At 44.2% G+C, this 19,188-nt stretch carries 18 protein-coding genes and 1 riboswitch; of the genes, 8 read left to right on the top strand and 10 right to left on the bottom strand.

Annotated features, from left to right (window positions below):
• Positions 1 to 67 precede the first annotated feature (67 nt).
• The 6 genes from JJ941_RS12965 to mutS all read right to left on the bottom strand — a co-directional run bounded on the left by JJ941_RS12965 (position 68) and on the right by mutS (position 9,800).
• A complete protein-coding gene (locus tag JJ941_RS12965; RefSeq protein ID WP_290965984.1) occupies positions 68 to 1,207 on the bottom strand; it encodes a P1 family peptidase in 1,140 nt (379 codons plus the stop codon).
• 683 nt (positions 1,208 to 1,890) lie between these two features.
• Positions 1,891 to 2,991 (bottom strand): hypothetical protein, encoded by a 1,101-nt coding sequence (locus JJ941_RS12970; RefSeq protein WP_290965987.1) that lies wholly within the window; start codon positions 2,989 to 2,991, stop codon positions 1,891 to 1,893.
• The gene (metX, locus tag JJ941_RS12975; RefSeq protein ID WP_290965989.1) at positions 2,988 to 4,034 is read right to left on the bottom strand and encodes a homoserine O-acetyltransferase; all 1,047 of its coding nucleotides are present in this window, start codon (positions 4,032 to 4,034) and stop codon (positions 2,988 to 2,990) included. Before metX ends, JJ941_RS12970 begins: the two co-directional genes overlap by 4 nt.
• Before the next feature lie 113 nt (positions 4,035 to 4,147).
• The gene (locus tag JJ941_RS12980; RefSeq protein WP_290965992.1) at positions 4,148 to 5,476 is read right to left on the bottom strand and encodes an O-acetylhomoserine aminocarboxypropyltransferase/cysteine synthase; all 1,329 of its coding nucleotides are present in this window, start codon (positions 5,474 to 5,476) and stop codon (positions 4,148 to 4,150) included.
• Between the two features lie 149 nt (positions 5,477 to 5,625).
• A riboswitch (SAM riboswitch) is annotated at positions 5,626 to 5,754 on the bottom strand.
• Between the two features lie 404 nt (positions 5,755 to 6,158).
• Positions 6,159 to 7,040, bottom strand: a complete 882-nt coding sequence (gene era / locus JJ941_RS12985) for a GTPase Era (protein ID WP_290965994.1) — start codon at positions 7,038 to 7,040, stop codon at positions 6,159 to 6,161.
• A 90-nt stretch (positions 7,041 to 7,130) separates the two neighbouring features.
• Positions 7,131 to 9,800: a DNA mismatch repair protein MutS gene (mutS, locus tag JJ941_RS12990; protein ID WP_290965996.1), complete on the bottom strand. Its 2,670-nt coding sequence runs from the start codon at positions 9,798 to 9,800 to the stop codon at positions 7,131 to 7,133.
• A 152-nt stretch (positions 9,801 to 9,952) separates the two neighbouring features.
• Between mutS and JJ941_RS12995 the strand changes: the two genes are divergently transcribed.
• Both JJ941_RS12995 and JJ941_RS13000 read left to right on the top strand, forming a co-directional pair.
• Positions 9,953 to 10,861, top strand: a complete 909-nt coding sequence (locus tag JJ941_RS12995; RefSeq protein ID WP_290965998.1) for a YihY/virulence factor BrkB family protein — start codon at positions 9,953 to 9,955, stop codon at positions 10,859 to 10,861.
• Complete coding sequence (locus JJ941_RS13000) at positions 10,861 to 11,460, top strand: DNA-3-methyladenine glycosylase (protein ID WP_290966001.1); 600 nt, start codon at positions 10,861 to 10,863, stop codon at positions 11,458 to 11,460. Before JJ941_RS12995 ends, JJ941_RS13000 begins: the two co-directional genes overlap by 1 nt.
• A gap of 55 nt (positions 11,461 to 11,515) precedes the next feature.
• Here JJ941_RS13000 and JJ941_RS13005 read toward each other — a convergent pair whose 3' ends face one another.
• Positions 11,516 to 12,043: a DUF4168 domain-containing protein gene (locus tag JJ941_RS13005; protein ID WP_290966003.1), complete on the bottom strand. Its 528-nt coding sequence runs from the start codon at positions 12,041 to 12,043 to the stop codon at positions 11,516 to 11,518.
• A gap of 263 nt (positions 12,044 to 12,306) precedes the next feature.
• Here JJ941_RS13005 and JJ941_RS13010 point away from each other — a divergent pair, with 263 nt between their 5' ends.
• The 6 genes from JJ941_RS13010 to JJ941_RS13035 all read left to right on the top strand — a co-directional run bounded on the left by JJ941_RS13010 (position 12,307) and on the right by JJ941_RS13035 (position 17,310).
• A complete protein-coding gene (locus tag JJ941_RS13010) occupies positions 12,307 to 12,930 on the top strand; it encodes a YceI family protein (RefSeq protein WP_290966006.1) in 624 nt (207 codons plus the stop codon).
• Positions 12,931 to 13,022: 92 nt separating this feature from the next.
• Positions 13,023 to 13,574 (top strand): DUF6580 family putative transport protein, encoded by a 552-nt coding sequence (locus JJ941_RS13015; RefSeq protein WP_290966009.1) that lies wholly within the window; start codon positions 13,023 to 13,025, stop codon positions 13,572 to 13,574.
• 102 nt (positions 13,575 to 13,676) lie between these two features.
• Entirely contained in the window at positions 13,677 to 14,354 is a 678-nt protein-coding gene (locus tag JJ941_RS13020; RefSeq protein WP_290966011.1) for a DUF4956 domain-containing protein, read from the top strand.
• A gap of 9 nt (positions 14,355 to 14,363) precedes the next feature.
• The gene (locus JJ941_RS13025; RefSeq protein WP_290966013.1) at positions 14,364 to 15,362 is read left to right on the top strand and encodes a biotin/lipoyl-binding protein; all 999 of its coding nucleotides are present in this window, start codon (positions 14,364 to 14,366) and stop codon (positions 15,360 to 15,362) included.
• Positions 15,359 to 16,597, top strand: coding sequence for a hypothetical protein (locus tag JJ941_RS13030; protein WP_290966016.1), 1,239 nt, complete (start codon positions 15,359 to 15,361; stop codon positions 16,595 to 16,597). Before JJ941_RS13025 ends, JJ941_RS13030 begins: the two co-directional genes overlap by 4 nt.
• Entirely contained in the window at positions 16,594 to 17,310 is a 717-nt protein-coding gene (locus JJ941_RS13035) for an SDR family NAD(P)-dependent oxidoreductase (protein WP_290966019.1), read from the top strand. Before JJ941_RS13030 ends, JJ941_RS13035 begins: the two co-directional genes overlap by 4 nt.
• Here the strand turns inward: JJ941_RS13035 and JJ941_RS15345 are convergent.
• Genes JJ941_RS15345 through JJ941_RS13045 form a run of 3 tightly spaced genes read right to left on the bottom strand, consistent with a single transcriptional unit; the run spans position 17,307 to position 19,102 of the window.
• Entirely contained in the window at positions 17,307 to 17,450 is a 144-nt protein-coding gene (locus JJ941_RS15345) for a DUF2256 domain-containing protein (protein ID WP_366069268.1), read from the bottom strand. The two genes, JJ941_RS13035 and JJ941_RS15345, sit on opposite strands and share 4 nt — an antisense overlap.
• Complete coding sequence (locus JJ941_RS13040) at positions 17,443 to 17,703, bottom strand: DUF3253 domain-containing protein (RefSeq protein ID WP_290966022.1); 261 nt, start codon at positions 17,701 to 17,703, stop codon at positions 17,443 to 17,445. The genes JJ941_RS15345 and JJ941_RS13040 overlap by 8 nt, the downstream gene beginning before the upstream one ends.
• Positions 17,678 to 19,102: a DASH family cryptochrome gene (locus JJ941_RS13045; protein ID WP_290966026.1), complete on the bottom strand. Its 1,425-nt coding sequence runs from the start codon at positions 19,100 to 19,102 to the stop codon at positions 17,678 to 17,680. Before JJ941_RS13045 ends, JJ941_RS13040 begins: the two co-directional genes overlap by 26 nt.
• Between the last annotated feature and the right edge of the window lie 86 nt (positions 19,103 to 19,188).

A 19,188-nucleotide genomic window follows, 5' to 3' on the forward strand; every position in this document is an offset into this window, starting at 1 on the left:
AAAGGTAGAATGTACTTTAAGACATTGCCTAAAACAATGATCACCTATCAATACATCAGAACGTATGCTACGGTTCCAGCAGGTTATACTTTTCCATGATCTCCAATACCTCCGGTATGGGAAGAGCCTGTTGGGTGTGGCCGAGGTCTCCGGTTACCGTGGTAGCCATAAACAGGGAATTCAGGATGGCTTCTTCGGTTGCTTCTACAGCTGCAAGAAAAAGAGGGGTGGTAGCCGAGTTTTTAAGTTCCGTATAGGTTTGGGTTGAGCCGGAGGTTGCCCCTTCAATACGTACATCTTCATGGGTTGAAAAAGCAATCACATAATCTCCACTTCCATTAGAGGCAAAGCCACCCACCCGGGATATTCCAAGAAATGCTCGCTTAGCCAGCCGCTCCAGGTTTCTGGAAAGCAGAGGGGCATCAGTAGCGACGATAATCATTACAGAACCATCCACATCATATGGCACTTCGCTGGACAGATAATGATTCTCAAGCTCTTCCCCAACCGGTGCACCATCTATGGTTAACACTCCGCCAAAATTTGACTGAACCAATACCCCAACCGTATATCCACCAACCTTGGCAGGCAGCTGACGGGATGAGGTTCCGATTCCGCCTTTAAATCCCAATGCCGAAGTTCCGGTTCCGGCACCTACACTTCCTTCTTCAACCGAACCTGACCGGGCATTTTTAATGGCTTCAAAAACATCCTGCATAGTCACATGCCGCCCGCGGATATCATTCAGCCATCCATCATTGGTTTCTCCAACCACCGGGTTTACTGAACGTACATTTTCATTCCCTGGCTGACGTAAAATGTAATCTGTTATACCGTTTGCTACTGTATGAATACTAAGCGTATTAGTAAGCCCGATGGGAGTTTCAATTTCGCCCAGTTCCCTGATTTGTGTAAAGCCTAATGCTTTTCCGAAGCCATTGCCAACATAAACAGCTGCCGGAACCCGGCTTTTGAACAGACCTCCATCATGGGGCAAAATCATGGTTACCCCGGTTCGGATGTTTTCACCCTCAATGATCGTTTTATGCCCAACCTGAACGCCTTCCACATCGGTTATGGCATTCAACGGACCCGGAGTTAAAATACCCGGTTTAATCCCAAGGTCGCGGGGGCGTTGACGATCCTGTGAGAAGCCGCTATTAAAAGTGAATAATAAAATGAACAATATATAAGGTATCGATCTCATCAGGATTTCAGCTGATTAATATTTTTCTATTTTAAAGGAATGTCGTTTCAAAATGACAGATTTGCAAAAAGGGGAAAGAGAAGATGAGTAAAAGACGGGGTAGGTATCGGACAGAAACTGTAAGGTTAAAATCATGGGATTATGGTTGGAACGGGGTCTATTTTGTAACCATTTGCACGCATAATCGATTGAACTATTTCGGTGACATTGTCCATAACGTAGAGACACAAAATCTTGTGCATCTACGTTCAAATCAAAACATTCTGCAATTATCAGAAATAGGTAAAATTGCCGAATCTTGTTGGCGGACAATACCAGAACATTTTCCATTCGTAAAATTGGGTGAATTTGTCATTATGCCCAATCATGTTCATGGAATCATTATTATTAATAAAGAAAATGATAGCCGAAATAACGTGGATACACAAAACCGAGTCTATAAGACCCGGAGCCGTCAAAAATCACTAAACAAATTCGGACCTCAATCCAGGAACCTGCCTTCAATTATCCGGGGGTTCAAAATTGGAGTCACTAAAGGTGCCAGAAAAATTGATGCGGGTTTTAAATGGCAACCCAAATATTACGATCACATAATTAGAGATAGGAAATCATTTGAAACAATCTCAAACTATATAAAGCGGAATCCCGAAAATTGGAAGACCGACGAGTACTTCAGCTCATGATTACAAAACCTCCGCAATATCAATAATATCCCCTAATACACCGGCTGCGGTTACTTCTCGTCCGGCTCCCGGTCCCTGCACAATAATGGGAGAGGTGCTATATCGTTTGGTGTAAATCTGAATGAGGTTATCTGTTCCTTGCAATCCGCCAAGGGGAGAGTCGCCCTTTACCTCTTCAATGCCAACGCTGATGCCATCCGGTGTAAACGTGCCCACATATCTTAGCTTCCGGTTGTTGACCATAGCCTGTGCATTACGACTTTTCCAATGGCCATCATATTCGGGTAATTGTTGCAGAAATTCTTCCGTAGACAGTGAAATCAGCTTTTCCGGAACGAGTGTATCCACCTGAATTTGATTCCGTTCAAATTTATAGCCACTGGTTCGCGCAAGGATCAGGAATTTACGGGCCACATCTTCGCCGGAAAGGTCATCTCTTGGGTCCGGTTCCGAATAACCGCCATCCTTAGCCTTTTTAACCGCTTCACTGAATGGAACAGCGTTTTGTAATTGGGTGAACAGGTAAGTCATGGTTCCGGAAGCCACTCCGGTGATTTTTGTGATTTCATCTCCACTGTTTAACAAGGTTTTGAGGGTGCTGATTACAGGAAGTCCGGCACCTACCGCTGTTTCATACCGGTATTGTGCCCGGCCTGAATTGTTCGCATTGATCAGCCCATCAAAATAATCCTGACTAAATGAATTAGCTCGCTTGCTGGGCGTGGCGATATGTACGCCGTTGTCCAACAGGTATTGAAATTGTTGGGCAACGACTTCGCTTCCGGTGGCATCGATAAAAATCAGGTTGCCTTCGCTTCTGTTTACCAGTTTATCGGGGATGCTGTTCCAGTCAGTAGGCTCGCCATCGGTCAGCCGGCTTTTACTGATTACCTGCTCCATATCCGGGTTCCATTGGGTGAATTTGCTGTTGCAAACGCCGATCACATTCAGCTCATAAAGTGAGTGATCCAACTGCCGGATGAGTTTAGTTAGGGTACCTCCCACTGCGCCTATCCCGGCAATGAAAAGGTTTATATTCTTTCTTTGTAGAGAAAGCTCTTGATGAGTGTCGGTAGTTGTTTTCTTAAGTGTGAGTGTCATGGTTTTACTTCGGTGAGTGAGTGATAAAATGAGTGTAATTGAGTGTTCAATTGATCAAATTCGATCAAAAAAGCATCGTGACCAAAGGGAGATTGCAGCTCAGCAAGCCGGCTGTTGGGGATCAGTTTTGCCAGTTCTTGTTGTTCGCTGAGTGGATACAATTTGTCACTTTCAAAGCCTACAACTAATACTGGTTGATGCACACCTCCCAGCACTTCTTCAAAACTCCCCCGGCCTCTGGATACATCGTGGGAATCCATCGCTTTTGTCAGGGTGATGTAAGAGTTTGCATCAAACCGGCCTGCCAGCTTTTCTCCCTGGTAATTGAGATACGATTCAACCTGGTATATTTCTTTTTCAGGGTGAACTTCTCGACCAAATTTCTGGGCGTAATTCTCCGGGGTGCGATAGGTGAGCATCGCCATGGCGCGGGCAGCGGTGAGCCCTTTGGTCGGTGGATTTTTGGGGTCATAGAAACCGTTATTCCAGCGCTCATCAGCATAAATAGCCATTCGCTGCGCCTGGCTAATACCGATGGCCCAGGGCGAGTGAGCTTTTCCCATTGCAAACAAAGCAGCCGATTTAATCCGGTCATCCATGATCGCAAACTCGAGCGCCGTCATTCCTCCTAAAGATCCGCCAATCACTAATTCAATGCCCTGAATATCCCAGTGATCCAGCAATAGCTGTTGGAAAGCGACGATATCCCGAATGGTGATGTCGGGGAAGTCTGCCTGCCAGGGCTTTCCGGTTTCTGGGTTGATGGAAGCAGGGCCGGTAGAACCATAGCAGCTACCCGGTATATTAATGCACAGAATGAAATGCTTTTCAGGATTGAGAATGCCCCCTTTGTCGAACAACCCATTGAACCATTCATCGGCGGCGGCATGACCGGTCAGGGCATGACAAATCAGGATTACATTATCTCTGTTCTCATTGAGAGTTCCCCAACTTTTCCAGGCAATATCTACCTGACTAAAACTATAGCCGGATTCAGTCGTCCAGCTTTTGTTCAGGGTTGTAATTTTGATGTCTTTGTTCATATTTCTTCAGTTTTGCGCATCCCCTTGGGGTTTCTAAAAAGGATTTTTTTTAATTCAGTTTTTAAAAACAGGCCCGGATTTCCACCGAGCCTGCAAAGGAGTACTAATCGGGGTTACACGGGTACTTTAATTTTTGCGAATGCTTTCTCGAAGTCTTCGATGATATCATCGATATGTTCGATTCCAACGGACACCCGAATCAGGTCGCCTTTCACACCGCTCGACTGCTGCTCAGTTTCTGTAAGCTGCTGGTGAGTGGTTGAGGCAGGATGGATAACCAGGGTTTTGGCATCTCCCACATTGGCAAGGTGACTGGACAGCTGTACGTTTTCGATGAATTCTCGCGCGGCATCATATCCGCCTTTCACGCCAAAGGTGAATACCGACCCAAAGTGACCTTCTTTCAGATATTTTTTGGCGCGCTCGTGATAATCATGCTCGGACAAGCCGGTAAAGCTGATCCACTCAATGGCGTCATGATCTTTCAGCCAGTGGGCCAATTTCAGAGCATTTTCATTGTGCCTTTCAACCCGTAAAGACAGCGTTTCCAGCCCCTGCAACAGCAGAAAACTGTTAAATGGAGACTGAGCCGGACCGAAATCACGCAGCCCTTCAACCCGGGCACGAATGGCAAAAGCGATGTTGCCGAAAGGGCCGTCTTCACCGAATACTTCCCAGAAATTAAGTCCGTGATAGGAAGGAGAGGGTTCACTGAATGCGGGAAATTTTCCATTGCCCCAGTTGAAATTACCACCATCTACAATCACCCCACCGATAGACGTCCCGTGTCCGCCAATCCACTTGGTAGCTGATGCGGTTACGACATTGGCTCCGTGTTTAAGAGGCTGAACAAGTGCACCGCCGGCGCCGAATGTATTATCTACCACAAGCGGGATGTTGTTTTCTTTGGCCAATGCCGAAAGTCCTTCAAAGTCGGCCACGTTACCGCGCGGGTTTCCGATGGACTCCACGTAAATGGCTTTGGTGTTTTCATCGATATGTTTGGCATATGCTTCGATGGTATCTTCTTCCGCAAAGCGTACATCGATCCCTAACCGGGGCAGGGCTACTTTGAACTGGTTATAGGTTCCGCCATACAGGTATTGAGTTGAAACGATGTTATCGCCGGCCTGGGCCAGATTGGAAATAGCCAAAAACTGGGCAGCCTGTCCCGAGGCTGTTGCCAATGCTGCCACTCCACCTTCGAGGGCAGCCACCCGGTTTTCAAAAACATCATTGGTCGGGTTCATAATCCGGGTATAGATATTGCCGAATTCACGGAGGGCAAATAGGTTGGCAGCGTGCTCGGTATTATCAAAGTTGTACGAAGTGGTTTGATAAATCGGCACCGCTCTCGATCCTGTTGCGGGATCCGGTTCCTGACCTGCATGCAGCTGCAGGGTTTCAAATTTATAGTCGCGTTTTTCCTTGTTGTTGCTCATGATATATTGGTTATAAGTGAGTGTGTTATTTGTTGATTTATTTAGCTTTTAAGATTTTGCATCTCTCTGATGAGGCTCCTTAAAACGAAAAAAGCCTCTTTCAGAGATGAATCCGAAAGAGGCTTTATGTCAAAACCAATATCTGTTCGAACTCATCTTTTCCATCACATAAATTTTATGTGACAGACAGGACGTAGCACCTTTTCCTGACAAATAAATTGTCGGGACGGTTGCCAAGGCTTCAAAGGACCTGATCCCTCCACCTTTCTTAATGAGAATGCAACTGTTGTAAAAGAACGATTAAAATATAATCCAACAAAAAAGCCCTTCTGAGTTGCATTCAAAAGGGCTTGTGTAAATTATTTACGTATATCTCAGCCCTTATGTCTGCGCCATGCACATACACATGCAACACATCGTTGCACAAGAGCTGATAATATTTTGTCGGAAAAATTTCATTGCACCAATGTTAAGAGTAGAATTCGGAAGGCGCAAATAATTTTTTTGAGGGAACACAAACGACACGGATTGAACAGATGTTCACTGATCTTAAATGTATGCGTGTAATCAATTTAAGATCGTTATAAAATTTCTGAAATGAGAAGACTTTACATCAAAATCGCAATGTGAAAATACATGAAGTCATTTGGGAATCTGTCGTATCTGCGTCATCTGCGTTCCATTAATACCCCAAATTACGAACCCAGCCTTCTTTTTCTCTCCACTTTTCCCTGACTTTCACATGAAGCTCCAGGTACACCTGTTTGCCAATGAATTCTTCAACCGATTTCCGGGCTTCAATACCCAGTTCTTTGATGGCTGTTCCGCCTTTTCCAATCAGCATGCCTTTTTGGGATTTCTGGTTCACGATGATGTCGGCATGGATGCGGTCAATGTCCACATCGGCATCATAAGAAACTACTTCTACCGTACAGGAATACGGGATTTCCTGGTGAAATTGAAGGAAAATCTGTTCACGAATCAGCTCTGAAACAAAGAAACGGACCGGATGCTCGCTTAGGTCTTCTTTGGGATAGAAGGGAGGTCCGGGCAATAAACATCCACGAATATCTTCCATCAATTCTTGCACGCCGGATCCGGCAGTAGCTGAGATATAATGTGTGGAGCGAATCTTCAGTTTCTCTTGAATTTGTTCGGCCGATTTGCGCGCTTTTTCATCATTTGCGGCATCCATTTTATTAACAACCAGGAATACCGGTTTGTTGATGGACTTTATAAGTTCAATTACATCATCTGTGGGGTGTTTATCCATCGGGTCATGGATGAAGAGGATCACATCGGCATCACTGCGGGCACGCTCCACGGTTTTCATCATCGCTTTTTGAAGCTCATACCTTGGTGAAATAACACCGGGAGTATCCAGAAAAACGATCTGTGTATCCTCATCCGAAAATATTCCCACAATCTGATGGCGCGTCGTCTGCGCCTTGTGGGTAGTGATGGAAATCTTGGCGCCCAGAATATAATTCATCAGGGTAGATTTACCGGCATTCGGCTTCCCGATAATAGCTACATATCCGGATTTGTGTGGTTTGTCTTCCATTTTTTTACGTATTAATGTGTTGACGTGCTAACGTGTTAAAGTGTGTGTTTAGAGTTATACACGTAAACACTTTAATACGGTGACACATTCTTAATCAACCAGGCGTTTTAATTCGGTAATCAGCATTAGCGCTTCAATGGGTGTCATTCGGTTCGGATCTGTGGCTTCCAGTTTATTCAGCACGGTTTCAATTCGGGGATCTACGTGTGTTTGGAACATCGTCATCTGAGAGGTTTCGGGCTGTTTTTCTACTTTCTCAGAGAGATTCTTGGTCGCTTCTTTTTTCGATGAAGCCTCATTCTCAATAGTCCCGTTTTTGTTGGTGATGTCGAGGCTGTGACTTTCCAGGTTCTTCAGGATCTCTTTGGCCCGTTCAATTACAACCTGTGGGAGTCCGGCCATGTCGGCTACCTGAATTCCATAACTGTGATCGGCCCCGCCCGGGATGAGCTTCCGCAGAAACACTACTTTGCCGTCATGCTCTTTTACCTGAACGTTGAAATTTTTGGTTCGCTCATACATCTGCTCCAGTTCATTCAGCTCATGGTAATGGGTCGCGAAGAGGGTTTTTGCAGCCACAGGGGCGTGGTTATGTAAATACTCAGCCAGCGACCAGGCAATACTCAATCCGTCAAAAGTAGAAGTTCCGCGACCCACTTCATCCAATAAAATCAACGACCGTGGAGTGGCATTGTTGAGAATGTTGGCTGCTTCGTTCATCTCAACCAGGAACGTACTTTCCCCTGCAGCCAGGTTATCCGAAGCACCTACGCGGGTAAAGATTTTATCTACCAGGCCGATCTTGGCTTCTTTGGCAGGAACAAAACTCCCCACCTGGGCCAGCAACACAATGAGTCCGGTTTGGCGCAGAATGATACTTTTACCGGCCATATTGGGCCCGGTAATAATCAGAATCTGCTGTTCGTCATTATCCAGCTTAATGTCGTTGGGTATAAACGGCTCGCCCATAGGCAGCGACTTTTCAACTACCGGGTGCCGACCTTTTTTGATGTCAATTTCTTCATGATCACCCACTTCCGGTTTGGCATAATTATTCCGGAAGGCGATTTCGGCAAAACCCTGAAGGCAATCCAGCTCTGCAATGGCGTGAGAAACCTGCTGAACGTCATCGGCAAACTCGGCTACATACAGCCTCAGTTCTTCAAACAATTCATACTCCAGGGTTTTGCTGCGTTCCTCAGCCGATAGTACTTTCTCCTCAACCTCTTTCAGTTCCGGGGTGATGTAGCGCTCGGAATTCACCAGCGTCTGCTTTCGGATAAAACTTTCCGGCACTTTGTCTTTATGCGTGTTGGTTACTTCAATGTAGTAGCCAAACACTTTGTTATAGCCGATTTTAAGGGAGGGAATATTATGCTCTTTCGCCAGGTCGTCTTTAATCTTGGCTATATATTTCTTTCCGTTCTTGGCGATATCACGAAGTTCATCCAGCTCATCATTAAACCCGTCTTCAATCATGCCACCGTCTCGCACACTAGCCGGAGGATCGTCTTTAAGGGCAGTATTAATTCGTTCCTGAACTTCAATCAGCAATTTAAGCCGGCTCGAAATATTCTCGAGCAACGGATCATCAATACCTGAAAACTGGGATTTCAATCTCGGAATTTGAGCCAGCGAAAGTTTCAGTTGAACGACATCGCGTGCGTTAGTACGGCCAACCGCAATCCGGGAGATAAGGCGTTCCATATCGCCAACCTGCTCCAGCTCTTCACGTAGTGTTTGCCGGATGTCGGTATTCTTGTAGAGCTTTTCGACCGCATCCAGTCGCTGCTGAACGGGCTTCAGTCTTTTTAACGGACGCATAATCCAGCGGCGCAGCAAACGCCCGCCCATAGCTGTGCAGGTGTCATCAAGTATGGAAATTAACGTACCGTCCGTTCCACCTTCCTGAATACTTGCGGTCAATTCCAGGTTCCGTTTGGTGGCGGCATCCAGGCTCATAAATTCACTGCTTTCATAAGCGTACAGCCGGCGCAAGTGACGTAAATAAGCTTTCTGCGTTTCCTGCATGTAATGCATCAGAGAGCCGGCGGCAACATGAGCCACTTTCAGGTTCTCAACACCAAAACCTTTAAGGGAGTGGGTCTCAAAATGTTCGGTGAGCAGGTTATATCCGTAATCCCCATCATATACCCAATCCTCGATATAACTTATGTTATGGTGGGTGAGCTTTTCGTCCAGCTTGTTCTTCTTTTTTTGCTGAACCAGAATTTCTGATGGCTGGATGGCGGCAAGCAGGCTGTCCAGGTTCTTTTCATCTACATGACTGAGGGCAAACTCCCCGGTAGATATATCAGAGAAGGCAACCCCGACTGTTGAGCCATCCCAATGGAGGGAGGCGATATAATTATTTCGTTTGTGATCCAGCAGCTTTTCCGACATGGTAACGCCGGGTGTGGTAATCTCGGTTACTTCCCGTTCTACAATTTTACGCCCGGCTTTCTTGGCTTCTTCGGGATCTTCGGTTTGATCACAAACCGCTACTTTATACCCCTTTTTAACCAGTTTGGGCAGGTAATTGTCCAGGGCATGGTAGGGAAAGCCGGCAAGGGGAGTTTGATCTCCGCCATTATTTCGCTTGGTGAGCGTAATCCCCAATTCTTTACTAACAAGCTGGGCATCATCAGCAAAAGTCTCATAAAAATCTCCAACCCGAAATAGTAGAATAGTACCGGGATGTTCATCTTTAATCTTAAAATACTGCCGCATCAGCGGAGTCTGCTTTTTCTTAGCACTCATGCGCTCGAAATACCTGTTTTTATGCTGATAGATTGCTGAATTAAGGTGTGGAACTTACCAATGTATTACCTGAAAAACTATGTGTGAAATGTTTGTTTGGAATTAACTCAGCATCCTGCGAATTTTACCCTTCATCAAATTGTATACATCTTTTGGAGAAACACAAAGAATTTTGGAAACGGGTTTTAAAGCTGGCAGGCAAAAAAGATATCTTTTTTAATGCTTCAGCCATCACCTTCAATTTATTTATTTGTGCAATACCATTCGTCTTAATCCTGATTTCTATTATCGGGTATGTACTCTCGGTGGATGAGGCCTTTAACGAAATTGTACGATACGGCCGGGAGTTTTTCCCCAGCTTCACCTACGAAACACAGAATAACGATGTATTTCAGGGAGCGGTGACGATAGAGTCGCTGCTTCGTCCGTTGGTGGGAGCCCGCCAGATTTTTGGGATCATTGGTATCATCGTGTTGATGTTTTTTACCCAAGGATTGCTGCACAGCCTGAAGCACGTTCTCTTCGATACCTTCGACATTAAAGAGCGCAAGCACCCCATTATGGATGTGGTTTATAATTTCTTTGGCTTCAGTTTGATTGGAACTGTATTCCTGTTTTTCAGCCTCGCCATTTCCACGATCTCTCTTTTTAACCTCAGCCGAATCCAAATTCCCTTTACCGATATGGTTATTGAGCTTCCCTGGATTTATGACTTCCTGAATATCGTACTGCCCATTATTCTTGCCTTTATGATCTTGTATGTGGTGTTCCGGTTTGTGAGCGAGCGCAAGATTAAGCCAAAAGTAGCCCTGATGGCAGCTTTAACCTATACCTTGCTGTTCGAGATCGCAAAATTCGGCTTAAGTGCCTACCTGGAATATGCCTTTTCAACATACCGGTACTTTTATCAGGGATACACCATTCTTATTCTGTTGGGCGTTTGGACGTTCTATACAGCTCTCTTGTTTGTGATCAGCGCAATTATGGCGAGGGCCTACAAGGATGTGTTTTTAGGAAACCGCCCCGCCATTGAAGAAAATCCATACACAGCTATTTCCTGATGCCTTCAAAACTATCGCGGTCTTTTTATGAACGAGATGAGGTGGTGCAAATCAGCAAGGAATTAATCGGGAAGGTGATTTGCACGAATTTTGATGGGGTACAAACGGCCGGAATTATTGTAGAGACCGAGGCTTATAACGGACGAACAGATCGGGCCTGCCATGCTTATCCGGATGTTCGAACGGCTCGCACAGAAACCATTTATGGTCCTCCGGGCTATGCTTACGTGTATTTATGCTATGGAATTCATCACCTGTTTAATGTTGTAACGAATAGGGAAGGTCTGGCTGATGCTATCCTGATTCGGGCTATTCAACCTATTGAAGGTGAGGACATTATGGTTCAGAGAAGAGGGAGGGATAAACTACAGCCAGTTATTACGAATGGTCCGGGCAAGTTGTCCCAGGCAATGGGAATTACTACTTCGAATAATCAGAGTGATCTTCTTGGAGATATAATCTGGATTGAAGATCGTGGGATTAAATTCGCGGAAAAGGAGATAGAGGCGAGTCCCAGAATAGGAGTGGATTACGCCGGGGAAGATGCCGAACTGCCATGGCGTTTTACGGTGAAAGGATCAAAATGGATCAGTAAATAAAAAAACCCGATGCAAATGCACCGGGTTTTGAAATCAATGTTAACAGAGGTAAGGATTAACCATCACTTCCGTCATTGGACCCACTTTGCTGAGCCGATTCACTCTTAATCTCTTCAAATCGTTTTGCCACCTCAGGGTGTGCCTGAATAGCTTGTGCAATCTGCTGAAATTTCTGAGGAGAAAGTCCTTCGTCCTGAATAGCAGTCATATAACCCTGTTGAACTTTCATAGTTATTTCCTGTAGTTCAGGCTGTACTTTCTGAAGGGTTTGCTTTTCATCTTCAGTTACATTTACCTGTCCGGCCATTTGTGGATTTTGCTGAGCCATCATAATCTGTTGAAAACGGCTATACTCCATCTCTTCTTCTGCAATAACTTCTCTCATCTGCATGTCAGCCTCTTTCTGCAAACCTTGAACAGCTTCAGATACATTAACAACCATTTCGAGTTGCTCATCAGTAACTTCTTCAGGGCTTAAAGGTTCAGGTTGAGGCGGCATTTGCTGTTGTTGAGCGAAAGCAGTAGCTGTGCTAAGAACTGCACCCAAAATTATAACAAATGAATAACGCACTAATTTTTTCATAAAAGGTATTTTGTTTAAGTATTGAATTATTAATGAATAACTAACGGTAACTATTCTACTAATGCAAACCATTGGCCGAAATAAATGTTCTCCGTTCTCCATGTTTTTACACCTTCTAACATTAGCCGGGGGTGTAAAACCGGCTATTTCTTTTATAAAAGGGATTGAGGCTTAATAATGATTTAACATTAAAGGAAATTATTTCCCGATTGGCTGTGTTGAGGCATTAGCATAAATCTAAAATCAATCATTATTACACAACCATGAGAACATTAAATAAAATAACATCCGTATTAGCATTAACTATTTTCGCACTTTCATCTTTAGCTTTAACAAAATATGCCGCCACTAGCTGGACGATTGATAAAGCCCACAGTGCAGTAAATTTTGAAGTAACTCACTTCTTTACACCGGTAAATGGTGAATTCAATAACTACGAAGCTACTGTTAACTTCGATCCTAATAATCTTGAAGAAAGCATGATCGATGTTAAAATTATGGTGAACAGCATTGATACAGACAACGAGAGAAGAGACGGTCACCTGAAAACAGCGGATTTTTTCAACGCTGAAAAATGGCCATACATCACTTTTAAAAGCTCCAACATTGAGAAAACCGGAGACAACAAGTTTGTAGCAAACGGTACGCTCACGATTAAAGATGTATCCAAAGAAATTGCACTGCCATTTACATTACTGGGTATGAAAGACAATCCGATGAAAGAAAATACTATTGTGGCAGGTATCACAGCCTCTACAACCGTTGACCGAACCGACTATACTGTAGGAACCGGCGACTGGGCTTCTGATGCGGTAATCGGTGATGAAGTAACTGTTGACCTTAACCTTGAGCTAAACAGCAAAAAAGGCAACGGTTCCACAAAATAAATTAAGAAATACCGGATATTTCGAAAGCATCGTTTCATTTGAGGCGATGCTTTTTTTATTTTAGGGGTTCATACCAAGCATCAATCAGATCAATGAATAAGAAACGTTTTATAGTTTTATCCGGCTTTATAATAATTGCGGCACTCTCACGTATTATCCCGCATCCTTATAACTTCGCTCCTATAGGAGCTATGTCTATTTTTGGGGCAGCCTATTTCACGGATAAGAAATTTTCTTTTCTGGTGCCCCTTTTTGCTATGTTTATCAGTGATCTGCTGGTTAACAACCTGTTGTATGCAAACTTTTATGGCGGTTTCACGCTCTTCACGCCCGGGTTTTACTGGATGTACGGCGCCATAGCCCTAATCGTAGTTGCCGGTATTTTTATTCTGAAGAAGGTGAACACGACAACGGTTATTGCCGGAAGTTTAAGTGCTTCTGTTATCTTTTTCCTGGTTACCAATTTTGGAGCTTGGTTAGGTAATCCCATGTATCCACAGGGTATTGAAGGCTTGTTGATGAGCTACACAGCCGGCATCCCATTTTTCCATTACACCGTAATCGGTGACTTGTTTTACTCTGGTGTAATGTTTGGAGCCTTTGAATATGCGAAAACCAAAACTCCTGCTTTCCAGAAAGCCTGAAGGTTAATTTAATTTCATTTTTTCGGGGCCGATAAGAACGGTATAATTGATCCATAAAAATTTTGATCAGCCTCTGAGCATTCAGAGACAGTAAATTATACTATGTTCGAATTATTCCCGGACCAGCCGGTTTATGATTACCCAACCTTACTGAATGTATTCTATTCATTGGTTTGGGCTTTTGCTCTTTCTTCCTTGATTGCGATTACCCATAAGGTGACGTTTTCAGGTCACCAATACCCAAAGAATTTTTTCCAGGGACTGGCGCTGGGTTCCATTGTTGCTGCTATGGTGATGATGGCCATTGGAGACAGCTTGGCTCGGGGTTTAGGAGCTTTTGGTGCATTGGCTATGATTCGTTTCCGAACCCGGATTCAGGACGTCCGCAATATCCTGTTTATTTTTGCTTCTCTAAGTGTGGGTTTGGCCATCGGGGTTTTTGGTTACACTATCGCTTTTGTGGGAACCATCCTTTTTTGCACCATGGCACTGGTGCTTCATTTAAGTCCGTTTAGCACTAAGGATGGAATACGGGGAACGCTTACTTTTCGCCTTCAGGACGGAAAGGGCCATGATCAGGTGCTGGCTATTCTAGATAAATACTGCACCGATTACGACGATGTTGAAATCACCGCCAGAAATAACGGCCGGTACGACTATGAGTACCAGATTGAGTTTATGCACGAAGGTGACAACCGAAAGTTTTTGGAAGAAATGAGGGCCATTGAACATACGCTGCGGGTCCGTATTACTTTTAAAGATTTCCAGGAAAACAATTAACGTGGAGGAATGATGCTCAAAAAAATAAATTCCTTTTACCTGTTTATAGCACTCCTCTTTGCCGGACTTTTTGCGGTAAATTCTCAATACTTTAAAGGAAGTAAATCGTTTGTTGGGGTCACGTATTCCAAAATTTATAATATCAACATTGAGAAGCCGGCGGTTGTTAAAAATGTGCATGTGGTTCCGGGGCAAACGGTAGAGCCGGGCGAGATTCTGGTGGAGTTAGAGAGTCCACAGCTTAACCTGGAAATACAAAAGCTTAGAAAAGAGCTGGAGATTTATGAATCGCAGAAGATAGAGCAACAAAAGCTACTGGAATCAGAACTGGAGCTTTTGGAGTCTCAGAAAAGGATAATCCGCAATGAAATTGAAAATGAAGTTGAATTATTGCAGCGTCGCATCCAATTAAACCGGTCGCTGACGGATTCCATTTTAGCTAACAGAACTTCTAATGCTGAGGATGATTCGTTAGGAACTCTTCAGCTTCAAATTAAGTCCATTCGCCAGAAAGGCGAACTCGAGTTGGAGGCAGTAAACATCCGTATTGCCGATTTGGAGCAGGATCATACTTTTGATCAGTCTCAGCTGGAGGCTAAAATTGAACTGGCCCGGCAGGAATTAAACTGGAAGATGCAGGAAGATCGCAACCTGAATAAGTATGCTACTTTTCCCGGAGTTATTGAGAGTGTATATATAAAACCCAACGAACAGGTTCAGGAATTTACATCACTGATCTCGATTAACCCGGTTAATCCTACTTCTGTGGTAGGGTATCTGGTTGGCAAAAAAGATCGCAGCCAGCAATTGGGGCAAACGGTAACGGTGCGCTCAATGGAGCACCCCGAACTGCAAACTACAGGATCTATTATCGGTTTTGGTTCGGTAGTTTTATTGCCCGAAGTCCTTCAGAAAACAACCACCATTCAAACGTTTGGCCTGGAAGTTTTTATTGAAATCCCGGAGAAAAACGACCTGCCTGTTGGAGAGAAAATTATCATAAGATGAGAACTGCTTTCCTCTTTCCTACCGTATTAATCTTTCTTGTGTTATCCAACCCGTTCAAAGCAACAGCACAGCATACCGTATCGGATTTTCTGCTCACCGCATTTGAAGACCGAAATACATCTCATTTTGACGCTCAAAGGGCATTTCTAAAGCCCCGCAATTATCGTTATCCCATCCTGGAAGAAGTTGAACTGCGTATGGGAAACGACGAACAAACGTACGAAGACCTGCAGTATGCATTACGAGTGAGACCGGGGAATCCATGGAGAATCCGACGGAATAATGCGTTTTTTAACGCCACCCGAAAAGAGTTAGAGCTTCAGAAAAGGCGGGAATACAAAGAGAATTTAATGATGCGTTATGAGTTGGCTTTAGAATATTTCCATAACCGGGAGTTGGCTGCAATGATAGAGGAAAGCTTGGATATTATTTCCCGCAAAGCCAACATCATGGAAGAGAACCTGCAAAGTGAACTTTTTGATGGAAAGGATTATTCCGAAGCAAAACTGGATCAGGTGGAGGCCATTGATAAGCTTGAAGAATCATTGGTTGAGTTAAACCGGATACAGGTCGAAATAGAACTTATTCTTGATACCGGTGACTTAAATTGGATCAATTTTTCACTTATAAAGGTAGAAACCATTGAAGAGCTTGCCGGAGATATCGCAACTCAATCAAACCCATCGGTAGAGCTGGATCTGATATCCCAACAGGCGGAAGTTGCCCGGCAGGAGGGCAGGGTGGAGAAAGCAGATTTTGACATCGGGTATGCTCAGCTCGAGTATTTTCCGTTCACTAACCGAAAATCCAATTATGGGTTCTCGGTAGGGGTTACGCTTCCGATTTTTAAAGATAACAAGCCACAAATTGCGGAAAGAAAGCTGGATGAGTTAGAACTGGAAGGAGAGCTCGAATTTGAGCAGCATCGCGACTCAATCAATAAAATCAGGGAGTACCAGCACTTAAAGAATTTAATTGCCCAGCACCGGCTTATGCTTAAAAAGGTGGATGAGCTGAATTTGAAAGCCATGCAAAACAACCTGGCCAATAGCGAAGATTTTGATCCCCTCACCATCCTGGATTTACAGGAAGGCATTGCTAAACTGGACGAAGTAATTTTGAAATCGAGGTTTCGGGTATTATCACAGTTTGTCGATTTTCTTTATACTTATGATGCACTCGCTAAGAGTCCGCTAACTAATTACCTGTCAGAAGACTTAATGCTCATAGAATGAATATCCTAATTACCGGCGCTACTTCCGGAATCGGCAAAGAACTGGCCCTTCAACTAACTTCAAAAGGGCATAAGGTCGGCTTAATGGGAAGGCGAACGGAGCGGCTGCAAGAGCTCAAAGATGAAATCGGAGACCTCGCATTCATCAGAACCCTGGACGTAACCGATCACGAAAAAGCGGAAGAGGTATATAATAGCCTCATCGATGAAATGGGCGGAATGGATGTCATGATTTTGAATGCAGGCATCGGGCGCATTCAGATGCTGCCGCCCTGGGAAGCAGAATCAAAACTGATTGAGGTAAATGCCTTGGCCTTTGCCCACGGTTGCCATTTTGCAATGGATTATTTCAGAAATCGGGAAAGCGGTCATATTGTGGGGATGTCATCAATGGCAGCCTTACTGGCTCATCACCGGGCAGCTGCCTATACCGCTTCCAAGCATTTCATTTCAAATTATATGAAAGGGTACCGGCAAAAAGCGAAGCGGATGAATGCCGAAATAACGATCACGGAAATTCGTCCCGGCTACGTGTGGACGGAGATGACAGAGCGGGCGAAGGGGATGTTTTGGGTGGCACCGGTAGAAAAAGCTGTAAGCCAAATGGTGACCGGTATAGAAAAGAAGAAAAATTATGTATATGTAACCAAGCGCTGGCAGCTGTTGGCCTGGGTTGCCAAATTGGTACCCGAATGGGTGTGGGATCGACTTTAATTTTTATTTCTGCGACAGCGCTCGCTGCAGTATTTTACATTCTCCCAGTCATCTTCCCATTTCTTTCGCCATTTAAAAGGGCGGTTACAAACCGGACAAATCTTCTCAGGTAAGTCCGATTTCTTTCTCATCTTAGTCATCGCTTTTGACAAGGGATAATCGGGCGGACTTTTTAGTTTGATTCAGAACAACGGCTTTTGCTTTTCGGGTGATGCTTGCCAGCTTTTCACTTTGCAGCTCTCCTGCCATTGTTCGTACTTCGTCAACATGATCTTTCCATACATCGGTAAATAAGTTCTTAGTCACCTCTGTCGGTGATACGGAATCATCCTGACCTCGATTTCTCTTCATCGGAAGGATACGACTTCTATTCTCTTGCTTTGATTTCTTCATAACTTTCCTCAAGGTTTATCATCGGCTTTGGATATGAATCTCCAATCTCTACGGAATGTAACGTTTGTTGTTCGGGATTCATTTTATGCGGCTCATGAATAAATTCTTTAGGGACTTTTTCAAGCTCCGGTATCCAGTGCCGTATGTAATCACCTTTTTTATCGTATTTCTCAGCCTGATTGATAATGTTGAAATATCGGTTCCTCGGGTCGTGACCTACCGTTGAGTTGTAAGCCCAATTTCCATAATTGCTGCACGGATCGTAATCCAATAACAGCGATTCGAAATACTCGGCTCCCATCCTCCAATCTATATTCAGATTCTGGGCAAGGAAACTCGCTACATTCTGCCGGCCACGGTTACTCATGTAGCCGGTAGCGTTCAATTCACGCATGTTAGCATCAATAAAAGGAATTCCGGTGTTACCTTCAGCCCATTTTTTAAAATCTTTACGATCGGTTCTCCACGTTCTTTCTTTGGACTGAATCCCTGATTGCCAAAACAGTTTATCGCCGTATTTCCAGGCCGAAAACCGAAAGTAATCTCTCCAGATCAATTCAAATATCATCCAGTAGGTGGAAACATTGCTTGTACGCTCGTCCTCATATTTCTTTACCTGCCCATAAATTCTGCGGGGTGAAAGGCATCCGTTAGCAAGCCAGGGGGAGAACTTTGAGGAATAATCAGTTCCCAAAAGGCCGTTTCGGGTGTATTTATAGTTCTTCAACTGGTCCTTTTCCCAGAAATATTCTTGCAGTCGTTTTAGAGCTTCATCCTCACCACCTTTGAAATCCAATACGGCCCGGTCATCCTCTGGGATGGCTTTAAGACCTAAATCCTTTAGCGAAGGTAACGGGGCTGAGTCAACACCCGGAATCTGCTTTACTTCACTGCGAAATTCGAGTTCTTTTCTTACTTCCGATTGGTTTTCCGTTTTCTTTCGGAATTGAGTGAATACATCCGGGATTTCATTTTTTGAGAAAGGGATATCATTAATATGAAACAGCGTGCTTCCCCAAACAAAATTCAGTTTATCGCCAATTTCATTTTTGATGCCTTCTTCAACATCAATTTCCTCTCGGGTAATTTCTTTGTGGGTAAAAGCCAGATCAACCCTATGTTCTTTTACTAGCTGTGGTAAAATCTCTTCAGGCTTGCCCATTATGAAAATTAAATCAAGGGAATGTTTTTGGAGATTCGATTTAAGATTCTCCAGCGATTCCAGTAAAAACCTTGCCCGATGCGCACCGGTTTTTGAAAAGCCAAAGGAGGTCGTCTCAAAATGCCGGGGATCGAAAATATATACGGGTAAAATTTCCTCGGCTTGTGAAGCTTTAGCCAATGCTTCGTTATCGTGCAAACGAAGATCATTTCTAAACCAAATAAGAGATCTCTTCATATCCTTTTTGATTAGTAAAAGCTGAAGCGAACGTCTTTCATTCCAAAAAATAAGCAGGACTCACATTTGGGAGTATATATCGGTAT

Origin of the sequence: Gracilimonas sp., assembly GCF_017641085.1 — a bacterium.
Classification (GTDB): domain Bacteria; phylum Bacteroidota; class Rhodothermia; order Balneolales; family Balneolaceae; genus Gracilimonas.

What these genes read in the sequence shown, in the direction of transcription:
- JJ941_RS12965 (WP_290965984.1), bottom strand. Translation starts at nt 1,207, where the DNA reads ATGAGATCGATACCTTATATATTGTTCATTTTATTATTCACTTTTAAT.
- JJ941_RS12970 (WP_290965987.1), bottom strand. Translation starts at nt 2,991, where the DNA reads ATGACACTCACACTTAAGAAAACAACTACCGACACTCATCAAGAGCTT.
- metX (WP_290965989.1), bottom strand. Translation starts at nt 4,034, where the DNA reads ATGAACAAAGACATCAAAATTACAACCCTGAACAAAAGCTGGACGACT.
- JJ941_RS12980 (WP_290965992.1), bottom strand. Translation starts at nt 5,476, where the DNA reads ATGAGCAACAACAAGGAAAAACGCGACTATAAATTTGAAACCCTGCAG.
- era (WP_290965994.1), bottom strand. Translation starts at nt 7,040, where the DNA reads ATGGAAGACAAACCACACAAATCCGGATATGTAGCTATTATCGGGAAG.
- mutS (WP_290965996.1), bottom strand. Translation starts at nt 9,800, where the DNA reads ATGAGTGCTAAGAAAAAGCAGACTCCGCTGATGCGGCAGTATTTTAAG.
- JJ941_RS13000 (WP_290966001.1), top strand. Translation starts at nt 10,861, where the DNA reads ATGCCTTCAAAACTATCGCGGTCTTTTTATGAACGAGATGAGGTGGTG.
- JJ941_RS13005 (WP_290966003.1), bottom strand. Translation starts at nt 12,043, where the DNA reads ATGAAAAAATTAGTGCGTTATTCATTTGTTATAATTTTGGGTGCAGTT.
- JJ941_RS13010 (WP_290966006.1), top strand. Translation starts at nt 12,307, where the DNA reads ATGAGAACATTAAATAAAATAACATCCGTATTAGCATTAACTATTTTC.
- JJ941_RS13015 (WP_290966009.1), top strand. Translation starts at nt 13,023, where the DNA reads ATGAATAAGAAACGTTTTATAGTTTTATCCGGCTTTATAATAATTGCG.
- JJ941_RS13020 (WP_290966011.1), top strand. Translation starts at nt 13,677, where the DNA reads ATGTTCGAATTATTCCCGGACCAGCCGGTTTATGATTACCCAACCTTA.
- JJ941_RS13025 (WP_290966013.1), top strand. Translation starts at nt 14,364, where the DNA reads ATGATGCTCAAAAAAATAAATTCCTTTTACCTGTTTATAGCACTCCTC.
- JJ941_RS13030 (WP_290966016.1), top strand. Translation starts at nt 15,359, where the DNA reads ATGAGAACTGCTTTCCTCTTTCCTACCGTATTAATCTTTCTTGTGTTA.
- JJ941_RS13035 (WP_290966019.1), top strand. Translation starts at nt 16,594, where the DNA reads ATGAATATCCTAATTACCGGCGCTACTTCCGGAATCGGCAAAGAACTG.
- JJ941_RS15345 (WP_366069268.1), bottom strand. Translation starts at nt 17,450, where the DNA reads ATGACTAAGATGAGAAAGAAATCGGACTTACCTGAGAAGATTTGTCCG.
- JJ941_RS13040 (WP_290966022.1), bottom strand. Translation starts at nt 17,703, where the DNA reads ATGAAGAAATCAAAGCAAGAGAATAGAAGTCGTATCCTTCCGATGAAG.
- JJ941_RS13045 (WP_290966026.1), bottom strand. Translation starts at nt 19,102, where the DNA reads ATGAAGAGATCTCTTATTTGGTTTAGAAATGATCTTCGTTTGCACGAT.